This is a genomic window from Microbacterium sp. STN6 (assembly GCF_026410545.1).
Lineage (GTDB): Bacteria > Actinomycetota > Actinomycetes > Actinomycetales > Microbacteriaceae > Root112D2.
Genome location: NZ_JAPMIT010000001.1, coordinates 1,145,036 through 1,163,699 on the forward strand (window position 1 = coordinate 1,145,036; position 18,664 = coordinate 1,163,699).

General features: G+C 70.1%; 17 protein-coding genes. All 17 read right to left on the reverse strand.

What is annotated here, in order from left to right; translation table 11 throughout:
* Genes hisG through pyrR form a run of 17 tightly spaced genes read right to left on the reverse strand, consistent with a single transcriptional unit; the run spans window position 1 to window position 18,641 of the window.
* Window positions 1-840 (reverse strand): ATP phosphoribosyltransferase, encoded by an 840-nt coding sequence (hisG, locus tag OSC27_RS05235; protein ID WP_267180332.1) that lies wholly within the window; start codon window positions 838-840, stop codon window positions 1-3.
* A gap of 55 nt (window positions 841-895) precedes the next feature.
* A complete protein-coding gene (locus OSC27_RS05240; RefSeq protein ID WP_267180333.1) occupies window positions 896-1,159 on the reverse strand; it encodes a phosphoribosyl-ATP diphosphatase in 264 nt (87 codons plus the stop codon).
* A 13-nt stretch (window positions 1,160-1,172) separates the two neighbouring features.
* A complete protein-coding gene (gene rpe / locus OSC27_RS05245) occupies window positions 1,173-1,847 on the reverse strand; it encodes a ribulose-phosphate 3-epimerase (protein WP_267180334.1) in 675 nt (224 codons plus the stop codon).
* 10 nt (window positions 1,848-1,857) lie between these two features.
* The gene (locus OSC27_RS05250; RefSeq protein WP_267180335.1) at window positions 1,858-3,258 is read right to left on the reverse strand and encodes an RsmB/NOP family class I SAM-dependent RNA methyltransferase; all 1,401 of its coding nucleotides are present in this window, start codon (window positions 3,256-3,258) and stop codon (window positions 1,858-1,860) included.
* Window positions 3,255-4,175 (reverse strand): methionyl-tRNA formyltransferase, encoded by a 921-nt coding sequence (fmt, locus tag OSC27_RS05255; protein ID WP_267180441.1) that lies wholly within the window; start codon window positions 4,173-4,175, stop codon window positions 3,255-3,257. The genes OSC27_RS05250 and fmt overlap by 4 nt, the downstream gene beginning before the upstream one ends.
* Window positions 4,176-4,207: 32 nt before the next feature.
* The gene (locus OSC27_RS05260; protein ID WP_267180336.1) at window positions 4,208-6,223 is read right to left on the reverse strand and encodes a primosomal protein N'; all 2,016 of its coding nucleotides are present in this window, start codon (window positions 6,221-6,223) and stop codon (window positions 4,208-4,210) included.
* A gap of 2 nt (window positions 6,224-6,225) precedes the next feature.
* Window positions 6,226-7,419: a methionine adenosyltransferase gene (gene metK / locus OSC27_RS05265; protein ID WP_267180337.1), complete on the reverse strand. Its 1,194-nt coding sequence runs from the start codon at window positions 7,417-7,419 to the stop codon at window positions 6,226-6,228.
* A 51-nt stretch (window positions 7,420-7,470) separates the two neighbouring features.
* Window positions 7,471-8,694, reverse strand: coding sequence for a bifunctional phosphopantothenoylcysteine decarboxylase/phosphopantothenate--cysteine ligase CoaBC (gene coaBC / locus OSC27_RS05270; RefSeq protein WP_267180338.1), 1,224 nt, complete (start codon window positions 8,692-8,694; stop codon window positions 7,471-7,473).
* 14 nt (window positions 8,695-8,708) lie between these two features.
* Window positions 8,709-8,966, reverse strand: a complete 258-nt coding sequence (gene rpoZ / locus OSC27_RS05275; RefSeq protein ID WP_267180339.1) for a DNA-directed RNA polymerase subunit omega — start codon at window positions 8,964-8,966, stop codon at window positions 8,709-8,711.
* Window positions 8,967-9,023: 57 nt separating this feature from the next.
* Entirely contained in the window at window positions 9,024-9,944 is a 921-nt protein-coding gene (gene gmk, locus OSC27_RS05280; RefSeq protein ID WP_267180340.1) for a guanylate kinase, read from the reverse strand.
* Window positions 9,937-10,827: an orotidine-5'-phosphate decarboxylase gene (pyrF, locus tag OSC27_RS05285; protein ID WP_267180341.1), complete on the reverse strand. Its 891-nt coding sequence runs from the start codon at window positions 10,825-10,827 to the stop codon at window positions 9,937-9,939. Before pyrF ends, gmk begins: the two co-directional genes overlap by 8 nt.
* Window positions 10,824-14,111 carry a carbamoyl-phosphate synthase large subunit gene (carB, locus tag OSC27_RS05290; RefSeq protein ID WP_267180342.1) on the reverse strand — a complete coding sequence of 1,096 codons (3,288 nt, stop codon included), beginning with the start codon at window positions 14,109-14,111 and terminating at the stop codon, window positions 10,824-10,826. Before carB ends, pyrF begins: the two co-directional genes overlap by 4 nt.
* Window positions 14,111-15,262 carry a glutamine-hydrolyzing carbamoyl-phosphate synthase small subunit gene (carA, locus tag OSC27_RS05295; RefSeq protein ID WP_267180343.1) on the reverse strand — a complete coding sequence of 384 codons (1,152 nt, stop codon included), beginning with the start codon at window positions 15,260-15,262 and terminating at the stop codon, window positions 14,111-14,113. Before carA ends, carB begins: the two co-directional genes overlap by 1 nt.
* Before the next feature lie 8 nt (window positions 15,263-15,270).
* Window positions 15,271-15,795 (reverse strand): hypothetical protein, encoded by a 525-nt coding sequence (locus tag OSC27_RS05300; protein ID WP_267180344.1) that lies wholly within the window; start codon window positions 15,793-15,795, stop codon window positions 15,271-15,273.
* The gene (locus tag OSC27_RS05305) at window positions 15,788-17,128 is read right to left on the reverse strand and encodes a dihydroorotase (protein WP_267180345.1); all 1,341 of its coding nucleotides are present in this window, start codon (window positions 17,126-17,128) and stop codon (window positions 15,788-15,790) included. Before OSC27_RS05305 ends, OSC27_RS05300 begins: the two co-directional genes overlap by 8 nt.
* Before the next feature lie 2 nt (window positions 17,129-17,130).
* Window positions 17,131-18,081 (reverse strand): aspartate carbamoyltransferase catalytic subunit, encoded by a 951-nt coding sequence (locus OSC27_RS05310; RefSeq protein WP_267180346.1) that lies wholly within the window; start codon window positions 18,079-18,081, stop codon window positions 17,131-17,133.
* Window positions 18,078-18,641 (reverse strand): bifunctional pyr operon transcriptional regulator/uracil phosphoribosyltransferase PyrR, encoded by a 564-nt coding sequence (gene pyrR, locus OSC27_RS05315; RefSeq protein ID WP_267180347.1) that lies wholly within the window; start codon window positions 18,639-18,641, stop codon window positions 18,078-18,080. The genes OSC27_RS05310 and pyrR overlap by 4 nt, the downstream gene beginning before the upstream one ends.
* Window positions 18,642-18,664: the final 23 nt, after the last annotated feature.

Below are 18,664 nucleotides of genomic sequence, written 5' to 3' on the forward strand. Positions count from 1 at the left end.
TCAGATCCTCGCGGCGTGAATGGGGGTGACGAGGATCGCGCGGGCGCCGAGACCGTAGAGGTCATCCATCACCCGGTTCGTCGTCGCCTTCGGCACCATGGCGCGCACCGCCACCCAGCCGGCGTCCCGCAGCGGCGAGACCGTGGGCGACTCCACGCCCGGCGTGAGGGCGACCGCCTGCTCGATGAGGTCGGCGGGCAGGTCGTAGTCCATGAGCACGAAGCGGCGCGCGACCATGACGCCGTCGAGGCGGCGGGTGAGCGTGTCGGCACCGGGCACGACGTGGGTGTTGCCGACGAGCACCGCCTCCGATTCGAGGATCACGGGCCCGAAGATCTCAAGGCCCTGCTTGCGCAGCGTGGAGCCCGTCTCGACGACGTCGGCGACCGCATCGGCAACCCCGAGACGCACGGCGGATTCCACCGCACCGTCGAGCTTGACGAGCTCGGCCCGCACACCGGCATCCGCGAGAAAAGTGCCGACGAGACCCGGGTAGCTGGTGGCGACCCGGGTGCCCGCAAGGTCGGTGAGGGAGTGGAAGCGGCCCGCCGGGCCGGCGAAGCGGAACGTGGATGCGGCGAAGCCGAGCGGCTCGATCTCGACGGCCTCGGAGCCGGAGTCGAGCAGCAGGTCGCGGCCCGTGATGCCGACGTCGAGGGCGCCGCTGCCGACATACGTGGCGATGTCGCGCGGTCGCAGGTAGAAGAACTCGACGTCGTTCACGGCGTCGGTGACGATGAGTTCCTTGGGGTCACGGCGACCGGTGTAGCCGGCCTCCGTGAGCATCTGGGCGGCCGTCTCGGCAAGCGAGCCTTTGTTGGGCACGGCGATTCTCAGCATGAGTGGGGTTCGACCTTCGAAAGTGTGGGGGTGGAGGGTATGGCGGCTGTGGGGGTCACAGATGTCGCCAGACGTCCTCCGTGCCGAGCCCGCGCTCGATCATGAGAACCTGCACGTGGTACAGCAGCTGCGAGATCTCCTCGGCCGTGCGGTCGGTCGACTCGTACTCGGCGGCCATCCACACCTCGGCGGCCTCTTCGACGATCTTCTTGCCGATGGCGTGCACGCCGGCGTCGAGCTCGGCCACCGTGCGCGAGCCGGCCGGGCGGCTCTGCGCCTTCTCGCGCAGCTCTGCGAACAGGTCGTCGAATGTCTTCACGGCATACAGGTTACTAGTACCCGGGCGTGTGCCGGTGCCCGGCGGCGACGGCGCGCAGCTCCTCGATGCGCGCGGCCGGATCGGGTGCCCCGAACACGCTGGAGCCCGCGACGAAGGTGTCGGCCCCCGCCTCGGCCGCCGTCACGATGGTCTTCTCGTCGATGCCGCCGTCGACCTGCAGCCACACGTCGAGGCCGCGCGCATCCGCTGCCTCGCGGAGCGCACGCAGCTTGGGCATGGTCTGCGGCATGAAGGACTGGCCGCCGAAGCCCGGTTCGACCGTCATGACGAGGACCTGGTCGAATTCGTCGATCGCGTCGGCGATGGCGCCCGCGTCGCTCGCCGGCTTGAGGGCGACGCCCGCCCTCGCGCCGAGGGAACGCAGGTGCCGGGCGAGTGCCACAGGGTCGCTCGAGGCCTCCGCGTGGAACGTGACGCTCGCGGCGCCCAGCTCGGCGTAGCCCGGCGCCCAGCGTTCCGGATCGTCGATCATGAGGTGCACGTCGAGTGGGATGCCGGCGACCGCCTGGATGCGCTCGACCATCTGCGGACCGAAGGTGAGGTTCGGCACGAAGTGGTTGTCCATGACGTCGACGTGCACGAAGTCGGCGGTGCCGATGCGCGCGAGGTCACGCTGCATGTTGACGAAATCGGCGGCGAGGATGCTGGGGTTGATCCTGACGGACATGGCTGCCAGCCTACCGAGCGTCGCTGGCGGGCTTGGTGATGAGGGCGATGAACATGGCGTCGGTGCCGTGCCGGTGCGGCCACAGCTGCACCTGATCATCGCGACCGGCGAGCTCGGGCCGTTCGACGCACAGCGCCTCGATGAGGTGCCGGGTCGGCAACGGGACGAGCGAGCCTGCGGCGCGCTCGATGGCCGCGTCGACGATGAGACGCGTCTCGCCGACGTGCGGGGAGCACGTGACATAGGCGAGCACGCCGCCGGGCTTCAGGGCGGCGGCGGCCGAGTCGATGAGGGCCGACTGCAGCGTCGTGAGTTCGGCCACGTCGCGCGGCGTCTTGCGCCAGCGTGCCTCCGGCCGGCGACGCAGGGCTCCGAGGCCGGTGCACGGCGCGTCGAGCAGGATGCGGTCGAACGCCTCGGGCATCTGCGCACCGATCGTTGTGGCATCGTTCTGCCATACGGGGACGTCTGCCGGAACGGCCTCGAGCGCGCGGCGCACCAGGTCTGCCCGTGCGGGAACCAGCTCGTTGGCGACGAGCGTCGCGCCGCCCAGGCGGGCCTCGGCGGCCAGCAGAGCGGCCTTGCCGCCGGGCCCCGCACACATGTCGAGCCATCGCTCGCCCGCCACGACAGGCCGGGCGCGTGTGAGCGCGAGAGCGGCCAGCTGGGATCCCTCGTCCTGCACGCGCAGCGTTCCGCCGCTGGCGCGCACGGGCGTCAGCGGGTCGCCGCCGCCGAGAGTGAAGCCCACCGGCGAGAACCGGTTGCCGGCCGCGTCGCGCGGCCGCTCGGCGAGGCCGGGCAGCGCCACCAGGTTCACGGCGGGTGCCTCGTTGTCTGCCGTCAGCAGGTCGTCCAGCTCGCCCGCGCGGCCCTCGGCGTCGAGCGCCTGCCGGAAGGCGCGAACGATCCAGGCGGGGTGCGAGAAGAGGGCGGCCCGCTCGTCATCGGCTCCGCGGGCGGCGGCGGCAACGCGCATCCGCCATTCTTCGCGGCTGTGCCGGCCGATCTCGCGAAGCACTCCGTTGCAGAAGCCGGTCGCGGATCGTGAGGCGACGCACCGGGCCAGGGCCACGGACTCGTTCACGGCGGCGTGCGGAGCCACGCGCATGCCGAGCAGCTGGTGTGCGCCGAGGCGCAGCACATCGAGAACGGGCGGATCGATCTCATCGACGCCGCGCCGCGCCGCGATCTCGATGACGCGGTCGTAGTAGCCCCGCATGCGCAGGGTGCCGTACGTGAGCTCGGTGGCGAGCCCGGCATCAGCGGAGGATAGGGCCGCACGCCGGATGCGCGTGGGCAGAAGCAGGTTCGCGTAGGCATCGTCGGTTCGCACGGCGGCGATCACGTCGAACGCCACCTGCCTGGCCGGTTGGATGCGCGTGGGCGGAACGCGGGTGGGCGGGGTCATTCGGCGATCACCGGCCCCTCGTGCGCGAGGCCGCGCCACCAGTCGCTCGCAGCCATGGCGCGCTTGCCGGCGGGCTGCACGCGCCGCAGCGCGATCGGAGCGGTCGCGGTGCCCACGAGGACGCCGTCGGCGGCCGCCTGTGCGTGGCCGGGTGCCAGCGGCCCGGCGTCGGAGGCGATGCGCGCCTCGAGCACCTTCACGCGGACGCCGGCGATGTGCGTGAACGCGCCGGGCTCCGGAGTCATGGCACGGATGCGGTTGTACACCTCATGGGCGCCCCGCGACCAGTCCAGCCGCCCGTCTGCGGCGCTGAGCTTGGGGGCGAGCGTCGGCTCGCCCGACTGCGGCCGCGCGAGGGCGTCGCCCCGGGCGAGCGAGTCGACGACCGTCACAAGCAGGTCGGCGCCCGTCACAGCAAGGTCGGCGAGCACCTCTTCGGCCGTCTCGTCGGCGCCGAGCGGGCGCAGGTGCTCGCCGAGTACGTCGCCGGCGTCGAGGTCGGCGACGAGCTGGAAGACCTGGGCACCCGTGACGTCGTCGCCGGCGAGGATGGCGTGCTGCACGGGAGCGGCTCCCCGCCAGCGCGGAAGCAGGGAGAAGTGCAGATTGATCCAGCCCAGGCGCGGCAGGCTCAGCAGAGGCTCGCGCACGAGCCCCCCGTACGCGACGATCACGCCGAGATCCGGCGCCAGCGCGGCAATCGCCTCGGTCTCGTCATCGCGCAGCCGGTTCGCCTTGATGACCGGCACGCCCAGCTCTCCGGCGCGCTCGGCAACGGGCGAGGGGGTGAGAACGCGTTTGCGGCCCACTTCGGCGTCGCGACGGGTCACGACGCCCACGATGTCGTGGTCGGATGCCGCGAGCGATGAGAGCGAGGGCACGGCGGCCTCAGGCGTGCCCGCGAACACGATGCGCAGGGGCCCAGCAGCGCGGGCGGGGTCGGTCACGGTCACAGGATCTCCGGGTCGTCGAATCGTACTTTGAGTGTAGGCGGCGGGCGGTAGCCGCCCTTCTGCGCCGGTCGCTTTCGCCTGCCCGTCGCGTTGCGGATGACCGCGGCCCGCAGTGCGCCCGCCACTGCCGCCCCGCGACCGTACTCGAACCGCAGGATCGTGCGCACCGTGCCGTCGCCGAGCGGCACCGGACCGAGGGCGTCGAGTGTGTCTCCCGGCTCCAGAGCGCCGACGGCGACCTCGACGGCTTCCGCCGCGCCGCTCACGGTCGCGACGCGGATCGTGGGCGGCAGGCGCAGGAGGCGGCGATCGGCGAGCTCGTGGGAGGCGTACACGTCGTGCCGCCAGGTGGCCAGCGCGCTCGCGATGGGCCCCGCGACTCCCGCGAGGATCGTCGTCGCGCCGGGCGCCGCCAGCGCCGCCGCGTTCGACCACCAGCGCAGGCAGTCCTCACCCACGCGCAGGGACTCACGCGCGAGCATACGCTCGCCATCGAGCAGGAGTACCGCGCGATAACCGCCCGCCGCGACCGGCTCTGCGCCTCGACTCGCCACGACGAGCGCCGGCTTCGGCCCCACCTCAAGCACCGTGTGCTCGCCGTCGGCGACGATGACGCGTGCGCCGGGAAACGCGCGCCCCAGCTCCTCCGCAGTGCGCCCGGTGCCCGCACTCACCAGCCGGAACGCTCGCTCGCCGCACGCCGAGCACTCCCAGTCCACGGCAGGCGCTCCACACCAGGTGCACGCGGGCGTCGCCCCGGCGTGCGCCAAGGCGAGCGGCCCCTCACACCGCGTGCATCGCGCCGCCTGGTGACAACGCCGGCATGCGAGGGTCGGCGCGTAGCCCGGCCTCGCCACCTGTACGAGGACAGGGCCGTGCTCGAGGGCCGCCCTCGCGTGCCGCCAGGCAATCGATGGGATGCGCGCGGCCCGCGCCAGCGGGTCGTCGCCATCCTGCTGAGCGGTCACGATGACCTTCGGCACCGCACGCCGCGCCGGAGCAACCGCGCTGAGCCAGCCGATCTCGACGAGCCGCTGGGCCTCGATGCTGCGGGAGTGCGACAGCAGCCAGAGGGCGCACCCCTGCTGCTCCTGCCGCACGAGCGCGGCATCCCGGGCGTGAACGTATGGCGCAAGCGGCTCGGCGTGCAACGGGTCGCCGTCGTCCCAGATCGCGATGAGGCCGAGAGAGGCCGCCGGCGCATAGACGGCCGAGCGGTTGCCGACGATGATGCGCGCAGAGGCGAGAGTGTCGAGGAACGCCCGATAGCGCTCGGCGTTCGACTGCCGGGCGTCCATCCTCGCCACGGCGTGCTCGGGCGCGAGCGTGGCGAGGGCGCGCTGCAACTGCTCCTGGTCGCGATAGTCGGGCACGATGAGGATCGCACTGCGCCCGTCGAGCCAGCAGCGCGTCGCGGCCTGGGCGAGCGTGAGCGCCCAATGCCCCACCCAGGCGCCATCGGGCAGTTGTACGAGGCGCGGCACGGCGTCGACGCTCAGCCGGGCGGCCGCAGCGAGCCCCTCCTCGAGTTGTTCGGCGTACCCCGTGATCGCCGGCGGCTCTACATTCGGCGAATCGCCGCCGGCCGTGCCATCCTCGCTCGTTGCCTGCGCGCTGGTCGGCTGCTCGCTCGTCGACTGCTGACTCGCGAGCCAGGCCTTCTCCACGCGCACCTGCCGCGGCGGTATCGCAAGCCTCAGAACATCGGATGCGCCGCCCGCCGCGCGGTCGGCGACCCGTCGAGCGAGCTGGAATACCTCGGTGCTGAGAACGGGCACCGGCGACACGACGCTCTCGATGCGGCTGAGGCTGCCCGAGTATTCGGCGTCGGGAGCGACCTCGACCACGTAACCGTCGGCGACGCGACCGGCGCTGCGCAGTGGCACCTTGACGCGCACGCCCAGCCGCACGTCGCCGGCCAGCTCAGGCGGCACGAGGTAGTCGAAGAGGTGGTCGAGCTGGGGCAGGGCGCTGGCGAGCAGCACGCGGGCGACCAGGTCCCCCTGTGCCATGGCTACAGGCCGGAGGCCTGGCGCAGGTCGTCGACGCGATCCGTACGCTCCCACGTGAACTCGGGAAGCTCTCGACCGAAGTGCCCGTACGTGGAGGTCTTGGCGTAGATGGGCCGAAGCAGGTCGAGGTCGCGGATGATGGCGGCGGGCCGCAGGTCGAACACCTCGCGGATCGCGCCGATGATGCGCTCGTCCGGCAGGTGCGCCGTGCCGAATGTCTCGACGTACAGGCCGACCGGCGCCGCCGTTCCGATGGCGTACGCGACCTGCACCTCGAGCCGGTCGGCGAGCCCGGCCGCGACCGCGTTCTTCGCGACCCAGCGCATCGCGTATGCCGCAGAGCGGTCGACCTTCGACGGGTCTTTACCACTGAAGGCGCCGCCGCCGTGCCTGGCCGCACCGCCGTACGTGTCGACGATGATCTTGCGGCCCGTGAGGCCGGCGTCGCCCTGTGGGCCGCCGATCTCGAAGCGGCCGGTGGGGTTGATGAGCGTCTTCGGGTTCGCGTGCGCCAGCTCGACGCGCTCGAGCACGGGGTCGATCACGATGCGGCGCATCTCCTCGCGCAGCGTCGCCGTGCTCACGGCAGGCGAATGCTGCGTCGACAGCACGACCGTCTCGACGGTGCGCGGCACGTTGCCCTCGTAGCCGACGGTGACCTGCGTCTTGCCGTCCGGTCGCAGATAGTCGACCTCGCCGCTCTTGCGCACCTCGGCGAGGCGTTCCGCCATGCGGTGCGCCAGCCAGATGGGCACCGGCATGAGCTCGGGCGTCTCGTTGGTCGCGTACCCGAACATGATGCCCTGGTCGCCCGCGCCCTGACGATCGTCGAGGTCGACGCTTGCGCCTTCCCTGCTCTCGTAGGCGTCGTCGACGCCCTGGGCGATGTCGGGCGACTGGCCGCCGATCGAGATCGACACCCCGCAGCTTCGGCCGTCGAACCATACGTCTGACGAGGTGTAGCCGATCGACGTGATGCGCTCGCGCACGATCGCCGGAATCTCCACGTACGCGCTCGTCGTCACCTCGCCCGCCACATGCACGAGACCCGTCGTCACGAGCGTCTCGACCGCAACCCTGCTGTGCGGATCGACCGCGAGCAGAGCGTCGAGGATGCTGTCGGACACCTGGTCGCAGATTTTATCCGGGTGCCCCTCGGTGACGGACTCGGAGGTGAACAGACGCAGGTCGGTCATAGGTATCCCAACAGGAGAGGGCGGTTACATCGCGGCCGGAGCAGCCCGGCGTCAGGCGAGGCGATCGAGGATGCGATCGGCCACGGAATCCTTGGCGCCGGCAGCCGTCATCACTATATCGCCGGCCGAATCGAGCATCATGACCTCGTTACGCTCGCTGGCGAAACCAGTGCTCCAGCCCACCCTGTTGAGGACGAGGTAGTCGCAGCCCTTGCGCCGCAGCTTCTGCCTGGCTGTCTCGATCAGCCGCTCGTCATCCGGTTCGGTCTCCGCGGCGAAGCCCACGAGCGTGACGCCCGGCGAACGATGCGCGGCGAGATCGGCGAGGATGTCCGGGTTCTGCACGAGTTCGAGGCTCAACCCCTCGTGCGCCTGGCCCTTCTTGATCTTCGCGTCGCTCGTTCGCTCAGGTCGGTAGTCGGCGACGGCCGCCGCCATGATGACGAGATCAGCGGATGCCGCGGCATCCGTCACCGCGACCTGCAGCTCGAGCGCGGTGCCCACCGGAACCAGGCTGACGCCGTCGGGAGGCTCGACCTCGAGGTGCGCCGTGATGAGTACGACATCGGCGCCGCGGTTGCGTGCGGCGCTGGCGAGGGCGACGCCCTGTCGGCCGCTCGAACGGTTGCCGAGGAAGCGAACCGGGTCGAGCGGCTCGCGCGTGCCCCCAGCCGTGATGACGACGCGCCGCCCGGAGAAGTCCTGAACCGTTGCGAGCGAGGACGCTGCCCCTGCCGCCTGCAGGGTCGCCGCCACGATCACCTCCGGCTCCTCCATGCGGCCGGGGCCGGAGTCGTTCCCCGTGAGCTGCCCGGTCGCGGGCCCGACGATGACGGCGCCGCGCTCGCGCAGGGTGGCGACGTTGGCGACGGTCGCCGGGTTCTGCCACATCTCGGTGTGCATGGCGGGAGCGAGAACGAGCGGCGCGCGACTGGCGAGAACGGTGTTGGTGAGCAGGTCGTCCGCGAGGCCGGCGGCGAGCCGGGCGATGGTGTTCGCGGTCGCCGGTGCGATCACGATGACGTCGGCCGACTGGCCGAGCGCGACGTGGCGCACCTCGGCGACGCCCTCGTAGAGATCGGTCTCGATGCGGTTGCGGCTGATGGCCTCGAACGTGGGGGCGCCAACGAACCGCAGGGCAGCCTCGGTCGCCACCACGTGCACGTCGTGGCCGGCGAGAACGAGCTCGCGCACGACCTGAACGGCCTTATACGCAGCGATGCCGCCCGTCACACCGACGACGATTCTCCGTCGGGGGTTCGGGGCGGCATCCACGGTATGTGCTCGTCTCAGTCGGCGATCGAGGTGCTCTTCAGCTTGTCCTCGTTGATCTCACGCAGGGCGACCGACAGGGGCTTGTCGTCGATCGTCGAGTCGACGAGCGGCCCGACGTTGTCGAACAGGCTTCCCTCGTGCAGGTCGGCGTAGTAGTCGTTGATCTGGCGGGCACGCTTGGAGGCGAAGATCACGAGCGCGTACTTCGACTCGACCTTCGAGAGCAGGTCGTCGATGGGCGGGTCGATGATGCCTTTTTGCGAAGTGGCCATGGGTGTCGTGCTCCTTGCTGGTGGTTGGGATGCCGCGTCGAGCCAGCGGCGTAAAGGCTACGGGCGCACCGGGCGGCGGCGCGCATCCATCAATTCTACGACTTCTGCGGCTGCCTGGGGCACGCTGGCGTTCACGACGCGGTAGTCGAACTCGTTTTGCGCGGCAAGTTCGATGCGTGCGGTCGCCAGCCGACGCTGCTGTTCCTCGGAATCCTCGGTGTCGCGGCCGACGAGCCGGCGCACCAGCTCCTCCCACGTGGGCGGCAGCAGAAAGATGAGCACGGCGTCCGGCATGGCGGCGCGAACGCTGCGTGCACCCTGCAGGTCGATCTCGAGCAGCACGCTCTTGCCGGTGTCGAGAGCGGCCTGGATGGGGGCCCGCGGCGTGCCGTACCGGTAGGCGTTATGCACCACAGCCCATTCGAGCAGCTCGCCCGCCTCGATCATGCGGTCGAACTCGGCGTCGTCGACGAAGAAGTAGTTCACGCCGTCGACCTCGCCCGGCCGGGGAGCCCGCGTCGTCGCGGAGACTGACAGCATGACGTCGGGATAGTTCTCGCGAATGTAGGTCGACACCGTCCCCTTGCCGACCGCCGTAGGCCCCGCGAGCACGACCAGCCGGGTGGCCCTGGTGCGCCGGGACATGCGCTCGGCGAGGAACACGCGAAGCCGCTCGCGCTGGTGGATTCCGAGGCCGCCGAGTCGTTTGGCGTCCGAGATGCCGAGCGAGCTGAGCGCGCGACGCATCTTGGTCGCCCCGATGGCGGGAACGCTGAGCAGGAAGTCGGTCACGCGCATTCGCCCCTCGACGCCCTCGGGGTTCGCGATGGCCGCACCCAGCACCTCCAGCGGGCTCAGGTGGCCGGATGCGATCCGCGCCTTCAGCGCGGCTCGGGCCCGTCGGGCGGCGACGGCGGCGCGCGAGGCGGCCCGTCGGTCCACCTCCGGCGGCGCCGGTCGGGCGTTCGGCTCAGCCATGCGAGCCTCGCCCCTCGTGGGCCGCGCGGGCGGCGCGCACCTCGGCTGCCCGCTCGGCGATGCGCGAGGCGAGAGCGGCGGGGCCGCCCGCCAGCAGGCCGCGCGACTCGCTCACGATCACGCCGGGCTCGAGAGAGCCGAAGATGCGCGGAATGTCTTCGAGGCGGGCACCCTGGTGGCCGAAGCCCGGTGCGAGAATGGGCAGAACGGCGCCGGCGGCATCCGTCGTGTCGATGTCGTAGTCAGCGGTGTCGATTGTCGCGCCGATCACGACGCCGATCGACGCGAGCGCCCCCGTCGCCTCGTCTCGGTTGTGGGCCTTCACATCTTCGATGATCGCACGAGCGAGCGTTCGCGTGGGGCGCTCGGCCCCGCCTGTGAGCGCCCGCTGGGTCGCCCGAGCCTCGGGGTTCGAGGTCGCAGCGAGCACGAATGCGCCCTTGCCCATGGCCTTCGCGAGGCGCAGCGGCTCGGCGAGGGAGCCGACGCCCAGGAAGGGCGACAGCGTCATGGCGTCGGCTTCCAGCGGTGAGCCCGGAGTCAGCCAGGCCTCGCCGTATGCCTCGACCGTGCTTCCGATGTCGCCGCGCTTGGCGTCGGCGATGACGAGCAGGCCCGCGGAGCGCGCGGCCGCCAGAACGTGCTCGAGCGCCCGGTAGCCCTGTGAGCCGAACCTCTCGAAGTACGCCACCTGCGGCTTGACGATGCCGGCCCGGCCGGCCGCCGCATCCACGACCCGCAGGCCGAACTCGCGTGCACCGCTCGCGGTGTCCCCAAGACCCCACTCGCTCAGCAGGTACCCGTGCGGGTCGATGCCGACGCAGAGCGCCCCGTGCGCGTCGAAGGCGGCGCGCAGGCGGGTGCCGAAGCCGGGTTCGCTCACGCGGACTTCGCCCGCTCGATGGCGTACTCCTGCAGCGAGGTCACGCTGAACCCGTCACGGATCCCGTCGATCGAGGCGACGGCGGCACTGAGCTCGGCGATGGTCGTGAACAGCGGCTTGTCGGCGGCGACGGCGGCGGCACGGATCTCGTACCCGTCGGCCCGTGCGCTTCGCCCGCTCGGCGTGTTGATCACAACATCGACCTCGTTGCGGTCGATCAGATCGACGATGGTCGGCTCGTCGCTGCCCGCCCTCTCGCTGACCTTGCGAACCACGGATGCGCTGATGCCGTTGCGCCGCAGCACTTCGGCGGTGCCCGCCGTGGCCAGCACCGCGAACCCGAGCTGGGCCAGCCGAAGGGCAGGGAGCACGATCGCCCGCTTGTCTCGGTCCGAGACCGAGACGAAGACCGTTCCCCCGGTCGGCATGCCGCCGTACGCAGCGGTCTGGCTCTTCGCGAACGCATGCGGGAAGTCGCGATCGATGCCCATGACCTCGCCCGTTGAACGCATTTCGGGGCCGAGCACGGAGTCGACGATCTTGCCGTCCCTGGTGCGGAAGCGCTTGAAGGGCAGCACGGCCTCCTTGACGGCGACAGGCGAGTCGAGGGGCTGAACCGACCCGTCCTGCTCCGGCAACAGTCCTGAGGCGATGAGGTCGGCGATCGACTCCCCCACCATGATGCGGCTGGCGGCCTTGGCGAGCGGGATCCCGAGCGCCTTCGAGACGAAGGGCACCGTGCGGGAGGCCCGCGGGTTGGCCTCGAGAACGTAGAGCACGCCCGCGCCGATGGCGAACTGCACGTTCAGCAGCCCGCGCACGCCGATGCCCTCGGCGATCTTCGCGGTCGCCTCACGCACACCGTTGATCTGCTCGCGGCCGAGAGTGACGGGCGGCAGGGTGCAGCTGGAGTCCCCCGAGTGGATGCCGGCCTCCTCGATGTGCTCCATGACGCCGCCGACGTATAGTGTCTCGCCGTCGTACAGCGCATCCACGTCGATCTCGATCGCGTCGTCGAGGAATCGGTCGACGAGAAGCGGATGCGATGCTCCGATGATGCCCTGGCCCTCCATGCGCTCGAAGTAGTCGGCGAGGGATGGCGAGTCATACACGATCTCCATTCCGCGGCCGCCCAGCACGAACGAGGGGCGCACGAGCACCGGATAACCGATCTGCTCGGCGACCTGCGTGGCGCCGGCGTAGTCGATCGCGGTGCCATTGCGCGGGGCCGTCAGCTGCGCCTTCTCGAGGATCTCGGAGAAGAGCCCGCGCTCCTCGGCCAGGTCGATGGCCTCGGGGCTGGTGCCGAGAATGGTGACGCCGGCGGCCTTCAGGCCCTTCGCGAGCCCGAGCGCCGTCTGACCACCGAGCTGCACGACCACGCCGACCAGCTCGCCTGAAGCGCTCTCGGCGTGGATGATCTCGAGAACGTCCTCGATCGTCAGCGGCTCGAAGTAGAGCCGGTCGCTCGTGTCGTAGTCGGTCGAGACCGTCTCGGGGTTGCAGTTGATCATGATGGTCTCGAAGCCCGCGTCGCGCAGGGCGAACGAGGCGTGCACGCACGAGTAGTCGAACTCGACGCCCTGCCCGATGCGGTTCGGCCCGGAGCCCAGGATCACGACCTTGCGGCGCTCGCTCGGCGTGACCTCGCTCTCGCTGTCGTAGCTCGAGTAGTGGTACGGCGTCAGCGCCGGGAACTCGCCCGCGCACGTGTCGACCGTCTTGTAGACGGGTCGCACACCCAGAATGTGCCGGATCTCGCGCACGTCGTGCTCACCGAAGCCGCGCAGCTGGCCGATCTGCGCGTCGGAGAACCCGTGGTCCTTCGCACGGCGCAACGTGTCGGTGTCGAGCGTCTCGGCGCTGCGGATCTCCTCGGCGACCTCCTCGATGAGCACGATCTGGTCGAGGAACCACGGGTCGATCTTCGTGGCCTCGAACACCTGCTCGATCGACGCGCCCTTGCGCAGCGCCTGCTGCACCTCCACGATTCGCCCGTCTGTCGGCGTCTTCATGGCCTCGAGCAGTTCGAACACGCTGCGTGGCTCCTCGCCCCAGTGGAAGGACGAGCCCCGCTTCTCGAGCGAGCGCAGCGCCTTCTGCAGGGCGCTCGCGAAGTTGCGGCCGATCGCCATCGCCTCGCCCACCGACTTCATGGTCGTCGTCAGCGTCGGGTCGGCCGCGGGGAACTTCTCGAATGCGAAGCGGGGAACCTTGACCACGACGTAGTCGAGCGTGGGTTCGAAGGATGCGGGGGTGACCCGCGTGATGTCGTTCGGAATCTCGTCGAGACGGTAGCCGAGCGCGAGCTTCGCGGCGATCTTCGCGATCGGGAATCCGGTGGCCTTCGACGCGAGCGCCGACGACCGGGAGACCCGCGGGTTCATTTCGATGACGATGATGCGACCGTTGGCGGGGTCGACCGCGAACTGGATGTTGCAGCCGCCCGTGTCGACGCCGACGGCGCGGATGATGTCGATGCCGATGTCGCGCATCCGCTGGTATTCGCGGTCGGTCAGCGTGAGCGCCGGTGCGACCGTGATCGAGTCACCCGTGTGCACGCCGACCGGGTCGACGTTCTCGATCGAGCAGACCACGACCGTGTTGTCGGCCGTGTCGCGCATGAGTTCGAGCTCGTATTCCTTCCAGCCGAGGATCGACTCCTCGAGCAGTACCTCGTGCGTGGGCGAGTCGTGAAGCCCGGCCCCGGCGATGCGGCGCAGGTCCTCCTCGTTGTAGGCAAAGCCCGAGCCGAGGCCACCCATGGTGAAGCTGGGGCGCACGACGAGGGGGTAGCCGAGCTCCTCGACGCTGGCGAGCACCTCGTCCATGGTGTGGCAGATGCGGGATGCCGCGACCTCTGCGCCGCACTCGATGACGAGATCCTTGAACGTCTGACGGTTCTCGCCCTTCTCGATCGCCTCGAGGTTCGCCCCGATCAGCTCGACGCCGTACTTCTCGAGAATGCCGTGCGCATCGAGCTGCACGGCCGCGTTGAGCGCCGTCTGGCCGCCGAGCGTCGGCAGGATCGCGTCGGGCTTCTCCTTGGCGATGATCGCCTCGATGACCTGCCACGTGATCGGCTCAACGTATGTGGCGTCGGCGAAGTCGGGGTCGGTCATGATGGTGGCCGGATTGGAGTTGACGAGGATGACGCGCACGCCCTCCTCGCGCAGCACCCGGCACGCCTGGGTTCCCGAGTAGTCGAACTCGCAGGCCTGGCCGATCACGATCGGGCCGCTCCCGATGACGAGAACGCTGTTGATGTCGTCGCGCTTCGGCATTACTCGGCGCCTTCCTTCTCACTGTGGAGTTCGATGACCATGTCCCTGAACCGGTCGAACAGGTAGTTCGCGTCGTGTGGCCCCGCGGCCGCCTCCGGGTGGTACTGCACGCTGAACGCCTTCAGGTCGAGGCAGTTGAGCCCCTCGACGACGTTGTCGTTCAGGCTGAAGTGGCTTACCTTAACCCGGCCGAGACCGGCAGGTGAGTCGATGATTCCCTCGAGCGGCGCGTCCACCGCGAACCCGTGGTTCTGCGATGTGATCTCGACGCGCCCCGTGGCTTTGTCGAGCACCGGCTGGTTGATGCCGCGGTGCCCGAAGGGCAGCTTGTACGTGCTGAAGCCGAGTGCTCGGCCGAGCAGCTGGTTACCGAAGCAGATGCCGAAGTACGGCAGGCCCGCTCGAAGCGACTCGCGCAGCAGTTCCACATGGGCCTCGGATGCCGCGGGGTCGCCCGGTCCGTTCGAGTAGAACAGTGCGTCGACGCCGAGCGCGAGCACGTCGGAGGCGGTGACGGAGTGCGGCAGCACGTGCACATCGAAGCCGCGGGCCGCCAGATAGTCGAGCGTTGACTTCTTCACGCCGAGATCGAGCACCGCGACCGAGCCGATGCGCTCCCCCTCCGCCTGAACCGTATACGGCTCCGGCGTGGAGACCTCGGCCGAGAGGTTGCGGCCGCTCATGTCCGCGGCGGCACGGACCGCCTCGAGCTGCTCGGCATCCGAAAGCGCGAATTCCTCCCCCGAGAAGATGCCGGCGCGCATGGCGCCGGCCGAGCGGATGTGCCGGGTGACGGCTCGTGTGTCGATACCGCTGATACCCACGATGCCGCCGTCCACGAGGTCGTCGTCGAGGCTGCGGGTGGCCCGGAAGTTGGAGACCACGCGCGATGGCTCGCGCACGATGAAGCCGGCTACCCAGATGCGCCGGGACTCCATGTCGACGTCATTCGTGCCGGTGTTGCCGATGTGCGGCGCCGTCATGAGAACGATCTGGCCGGCGTACGACGGGTCGGTCAGTGTCTCCTGGTATCCGGTCATGCCCGTTGCGAAGACGGCCTCGCCGAGGGTGCGACCTCGAGCGCCGTACGCGCGCCCGGCATAGCGGGTGCCGTCTTCCAGAACGAGTACTGCAGGCTCGAAATCGGCCATGCCTTCCCTCACTTCTCCTGTGTGCCGGCGCTCGTGGCGCCGGAGATCGATGCGATCGCCTCGATGAGGCGTGCGCGGGCGTCGAGATCGACGACCCGCAGGTAGGTGTCCACACTCACGTCGTCGTCGCCGCGCGGAATGCGCCAGCCGATCACGATGAGGCCATCCTTCTCGACCGCGCGGTCGATGGTCCAGGAGGCGGCGTCGCACTCGACAATGGCGTCGGCGCGCACGAACACCTCCTGCTCGCCCGTGACGCGCAGGCTCACGCCGCCCTCGTGCACCGCGAGATGCGCTCGGCCACGGAACCCGAGGCCGGCGACCGCGAGGCGCTCCAGCGGCTCCTCGTGTGCCGTGGTCGCCACGTAGAGTACGTCGGCGTCTTCGAGCAGTGCGCCGCGCGCCGCTTCGGCCACGGGCTCGGGGCGCAGAGCCGCGTCGCGTCGAACGCGGCGACGCCAGCTGAGCACCATGAGTGTGATGATTCCGACGAAGACGATCGCGATCACAATGGTGGGCAGCAGCTTATCCATGGGTTGCCTCCTGTGCCGGCTTACGGCCGAGCTCGGCCTGCTCAACGATTCGTGCCGAGGCGAGCGTCGGCCTGCCGCCGTGGAAGGTCCAGAGCACCCGGCCGGGCAGCGTGCGTGCGAGGTAGGGCGAGTTGGTGGACTTGCCGACGAGGTCTTCTGCGCCGAGCACGCGGGAGGCGCTCGGGTCGTAGAGCGTGAACTCGGCGGGCGCGCCCTGCTCGATGGCCCGTCCGTGCCCGGCGAGGCCGCCGATGCGTGCCGGCGTCGACGAGAGCACCCTGGCGACATCCGCCCACGACAGCATGTCGTTCGCGACGACGGCCGCGTGCACAACCGAGAGCGCCGTCTCGAGGCCGACCATGCCGAACGCCGCGGCATCCCATTCGCAGTCCTTCGACTCGACGGGGTGCGGCGCGTGGTCGGTGGCGACGATGTCGATGGTGCCGTCGGCGAGCCCCTCGCGCAGGGCGAGCACGTCCTCCTCGCGGCGCAGCGGCGGGTTCACCTTGTAGCGCGCGTCGTAGCCCGCGGCGTTCTGCTCGGTGAGCAGAAGGTGGTGCGGCGTCACCTCGGCCGTGACCGTGATGCCCCTGGCCTTCGCCCAGCGGATCACGTCGACGCTGCCGGCCGTCGACACGTGACACACGTGCAGGCGGCTGCCCACGTGCTCGGCGAGCAGCACATCACGCGCGATGATCGACTCCTCGGCGACCGCCGGCCAGCCGGCCAGCCCCAGCTCACCGGAGAGCGCACCCTCGTTCATCTGGGCGCCCTCGGTCAGCCGCGGCTCCTGCGCGTGCTGTGCAATGACGCCGCCGAACGCCTTGACGTACTCGAGCGCGCGGCGCATGAGCTGAGGGTCCCAGACGCACTTGCCGTCGTCGGAGAAGACGCGCACCGCCGCGCGAGAGGCTGCCATTGCGCCGAGCTCGGCGAGCCGGGTGCCCTCGAGCCCTACCGTCACCGCGCCGATGGGCTGCACGGTGGCGTAGCCGGCTCGTTCGCCGAGCGAGGCAACCTGCTCGACGACGCCGGCGGTGTCGGCGACCGGCGAGGTGTTTGCCATGGCGAACACGGCCGTGAAGCCGCCGGCCGCAGCCGCGCGGGTTCCGCTGAGCACCGTCTCGCTCTGCTCGAAGCCGGGCTCTCGCAGGTGCGTGTGCAGATCGACGAGCCCGGGCAGCGCGATCAGGCCGTCGGCGTCGATCACGGATGCGCCCGCGTCGCTGAGGCCGCGGCCGAGTTCAGCGACGCGCCCGCCTGCAACGCGGAGGTCGGTGCGGGTTCCGTCGGCGAGTGTGGCGCCGCGCACGATGTACGTCTCGTCACTCATGTTCAGGCATCCTCCCGCTCACCGGACAGCAGGAGATACAGCGTGGCCATCCGCACGCTGACGCCGTTGGCTACCTGCTCGCGCACCGTCGACTGCGCGGAATCCGCCGCGGCAGCAGAGATCTCGAGGCCGCGATTCATGGGCCCGGGGTGCATCACCATGCTACCGGGGCGCAGACGCGCGAGTCGTTCTTCGTCGAGACCCCAGATGCGCGCGTACTCGCGACTGTTCGGGAAGAACGAGGCGTGCATGCGTTCGGCCTGGATGCGGAGCATCATGACGACGTCCGGTGCGCCCGCCAGGGCAGCGTCGAGGTCGTAGCTCACCGTCACAGGCCAGGTGTGCGTGTCGACCGGCAGCAGAGTCGGCGGCGCGACGAGCTCCACTTCGGCACCGAGCGTCGTCAGCAGCCACGCGTTGGAGCGCGCGACGCGCGAGTGTACGACGTCGCCGACGATCAGCACACGAACGCCCTCGAGAGCGCGCCCGCGCGACGCGGCGCCGTGCAGGCGCTTTCGGATCGTGAAGGCGTCGAGCAGTGCCTGGGTCGGATGCTGGTGCATGCCGTCGCCCGCGTTGACGATGCCGGCGTCGATCCAGCCGCTCGTCGCGAGCGTGTGTGGGGCGCCTGACGACGGGTGGCGGATGACGACGGCATCCGCGCCCATCGCCGACAGCGTCTGCGCCGTGTCCTTCAGGCTCTCGCCCTTGGAGAGGCTCGAGCCCTTCGCGCTGAAGTTGATGACGTCGGCGGAGAGCCGCTTCGCCGCCGCCTCGAACGAAATGCGGGTGCGTGTCGAATCCTCGAAGAAGAGGTTCACGACGGTCTTGCCGCGCAGCGCCGGAAGCTTCTTGATCTCGCGCTCGGCCACACCCGCCATGTCCTCGGCGACGTCGAGAATGCGCACGGCGTCGTCGTGGGTGAGGCCGACCGTGGTGAGCAGGTGCCTCATGAGAACTGCTCCTGTGCCTCGCCGGCGGAGTCGATGCTCACGAACTCGTCGCCGTCGAACTCGGCCACGTGCACGTTGATGCGCTCGTGCGTGGCGCTTGGCAGGTTCTTGCCCACGAAGTCCGCGCGGATCGGGAGCTCACGGTGGCCGCGGTCGACGAGCACGGCGAGGCGCACGGCGCGGGGCCTGCCGATGTCGTTGAGCGCATCGAGGGCGGCGCGCACGGTGCGGCCGGAGAACAGCACGTCGTCGACGAGCACCACGGTCTTGCCGTCAATGGATCCCGGCACACTGGTAGGGCCCGGGGTCCGGGTGCGACTGCGGGAAAGGTCGTCGCGGTACATGGTGACGTCGAGCGAGCCCACGATAGCCTCGGCGCTGATGCCGGGGTCGATTCGTGCGAGGCTGGTGGCGATGCGCCTGGCCAGATGAACGCCGCGCGTCGGAATGCCGAGAAGAACGAGATCCGCCGCGCCCCGATTGGACTCGAGGATCTCGTGGGCGATCCGGGTCAGCGCCCGGGTGATGTCAGCCTGTTGCAGCACAATGCGCGCCGTCAAACCGACCTCCTTCCCCGTCTCAC

Excerpts from the sequence above, each read along its gene's own strand:
- rpe (WP_267180334.1), bottom strand. The coding sequence starts at position 1,847 with ATGTCCGTCAGGATCAACCCCAGCATCCTCGCCGCCGATTTCGTCAAC.
- rpoZ (WP_267180339.1), bottom strand. The coding sequence starts at position 8,966 with ATGGCCACTTCGCAAAAAGGCATCATCGACCCGCCCATCGACGACCTG.
- OSC27_RS05250 (WP_267180335.1), bottom strand. The coding sequence starts at position 3,258 with ATGACCCCGCCCACCCGCGTTCCGCCCACGCGCATCCAACCGGCCAGG.
- carB (WP_267180342.1), bottom strand. The coding sequence starts at position 14,111 with ATGCCGAAGCGCGACGACATCAACAGCGTTCTCGTCATCGGGAGCGGC.
- OSC27_RS05310 (WP_267180346.1), bottom strand. The coding sequence starts at position 18,081 with ATGAGGCACCTGCTCACCACGGTCGGCCTCACCCACGACGACGCCGTG.
- OSC27_RS05300 (WP_267180344.1), bottom strand. The coding sequence starts at position 15,795 with ATGGATAAGCTGCTGCCCACCATTGTGATCGCGATCGTCTTCGTCGGA.
- OSC27_RS05305 (WP_267180345.1), bottom strand. The coding sequence starts at position 17,128 with ATGAGTGACGAGACGTACATCGTGCGCGGCGCCACACTCGCCGACGGA.
- gmk (WP_267180340.1), bottom strand. The coding sequence starts at position 9,944 with ATGGCTGAGCCGAACGCCCGACCGGCGCCGCCGGAGGTGGACCGACGG.
- OSC27_RS05260 (WP_267180336.1), bottom strand. The coding sequence starts at position 6,223 with ATGGCACAGGGGGACCTGGTCGCCCGCGTGCTGCTCGCCAGCGCCCTG.
- carA (WP_267180343.1), bottom strand. The coding sequence starts at position 15,262 with ATGGCCGATTTCGAGCCTGCAGTACTCGTTCTGGAAGACGGCACCCGC.
- hisG (WP_267180332.1), bottom strand. The coding sequence starts at position 840 with ATGCTGAGAATCGCCGTGCCCAACAAAGGCTCGCTTGCCGAGACGGCC.
- metK (WP_267180337.1), bottom strand. The coding sequence starts at position 7,419 with ATGACCGACCTGCGTCTGTTCACCTCCGAGTCCGTCACCGAGGGGCAC.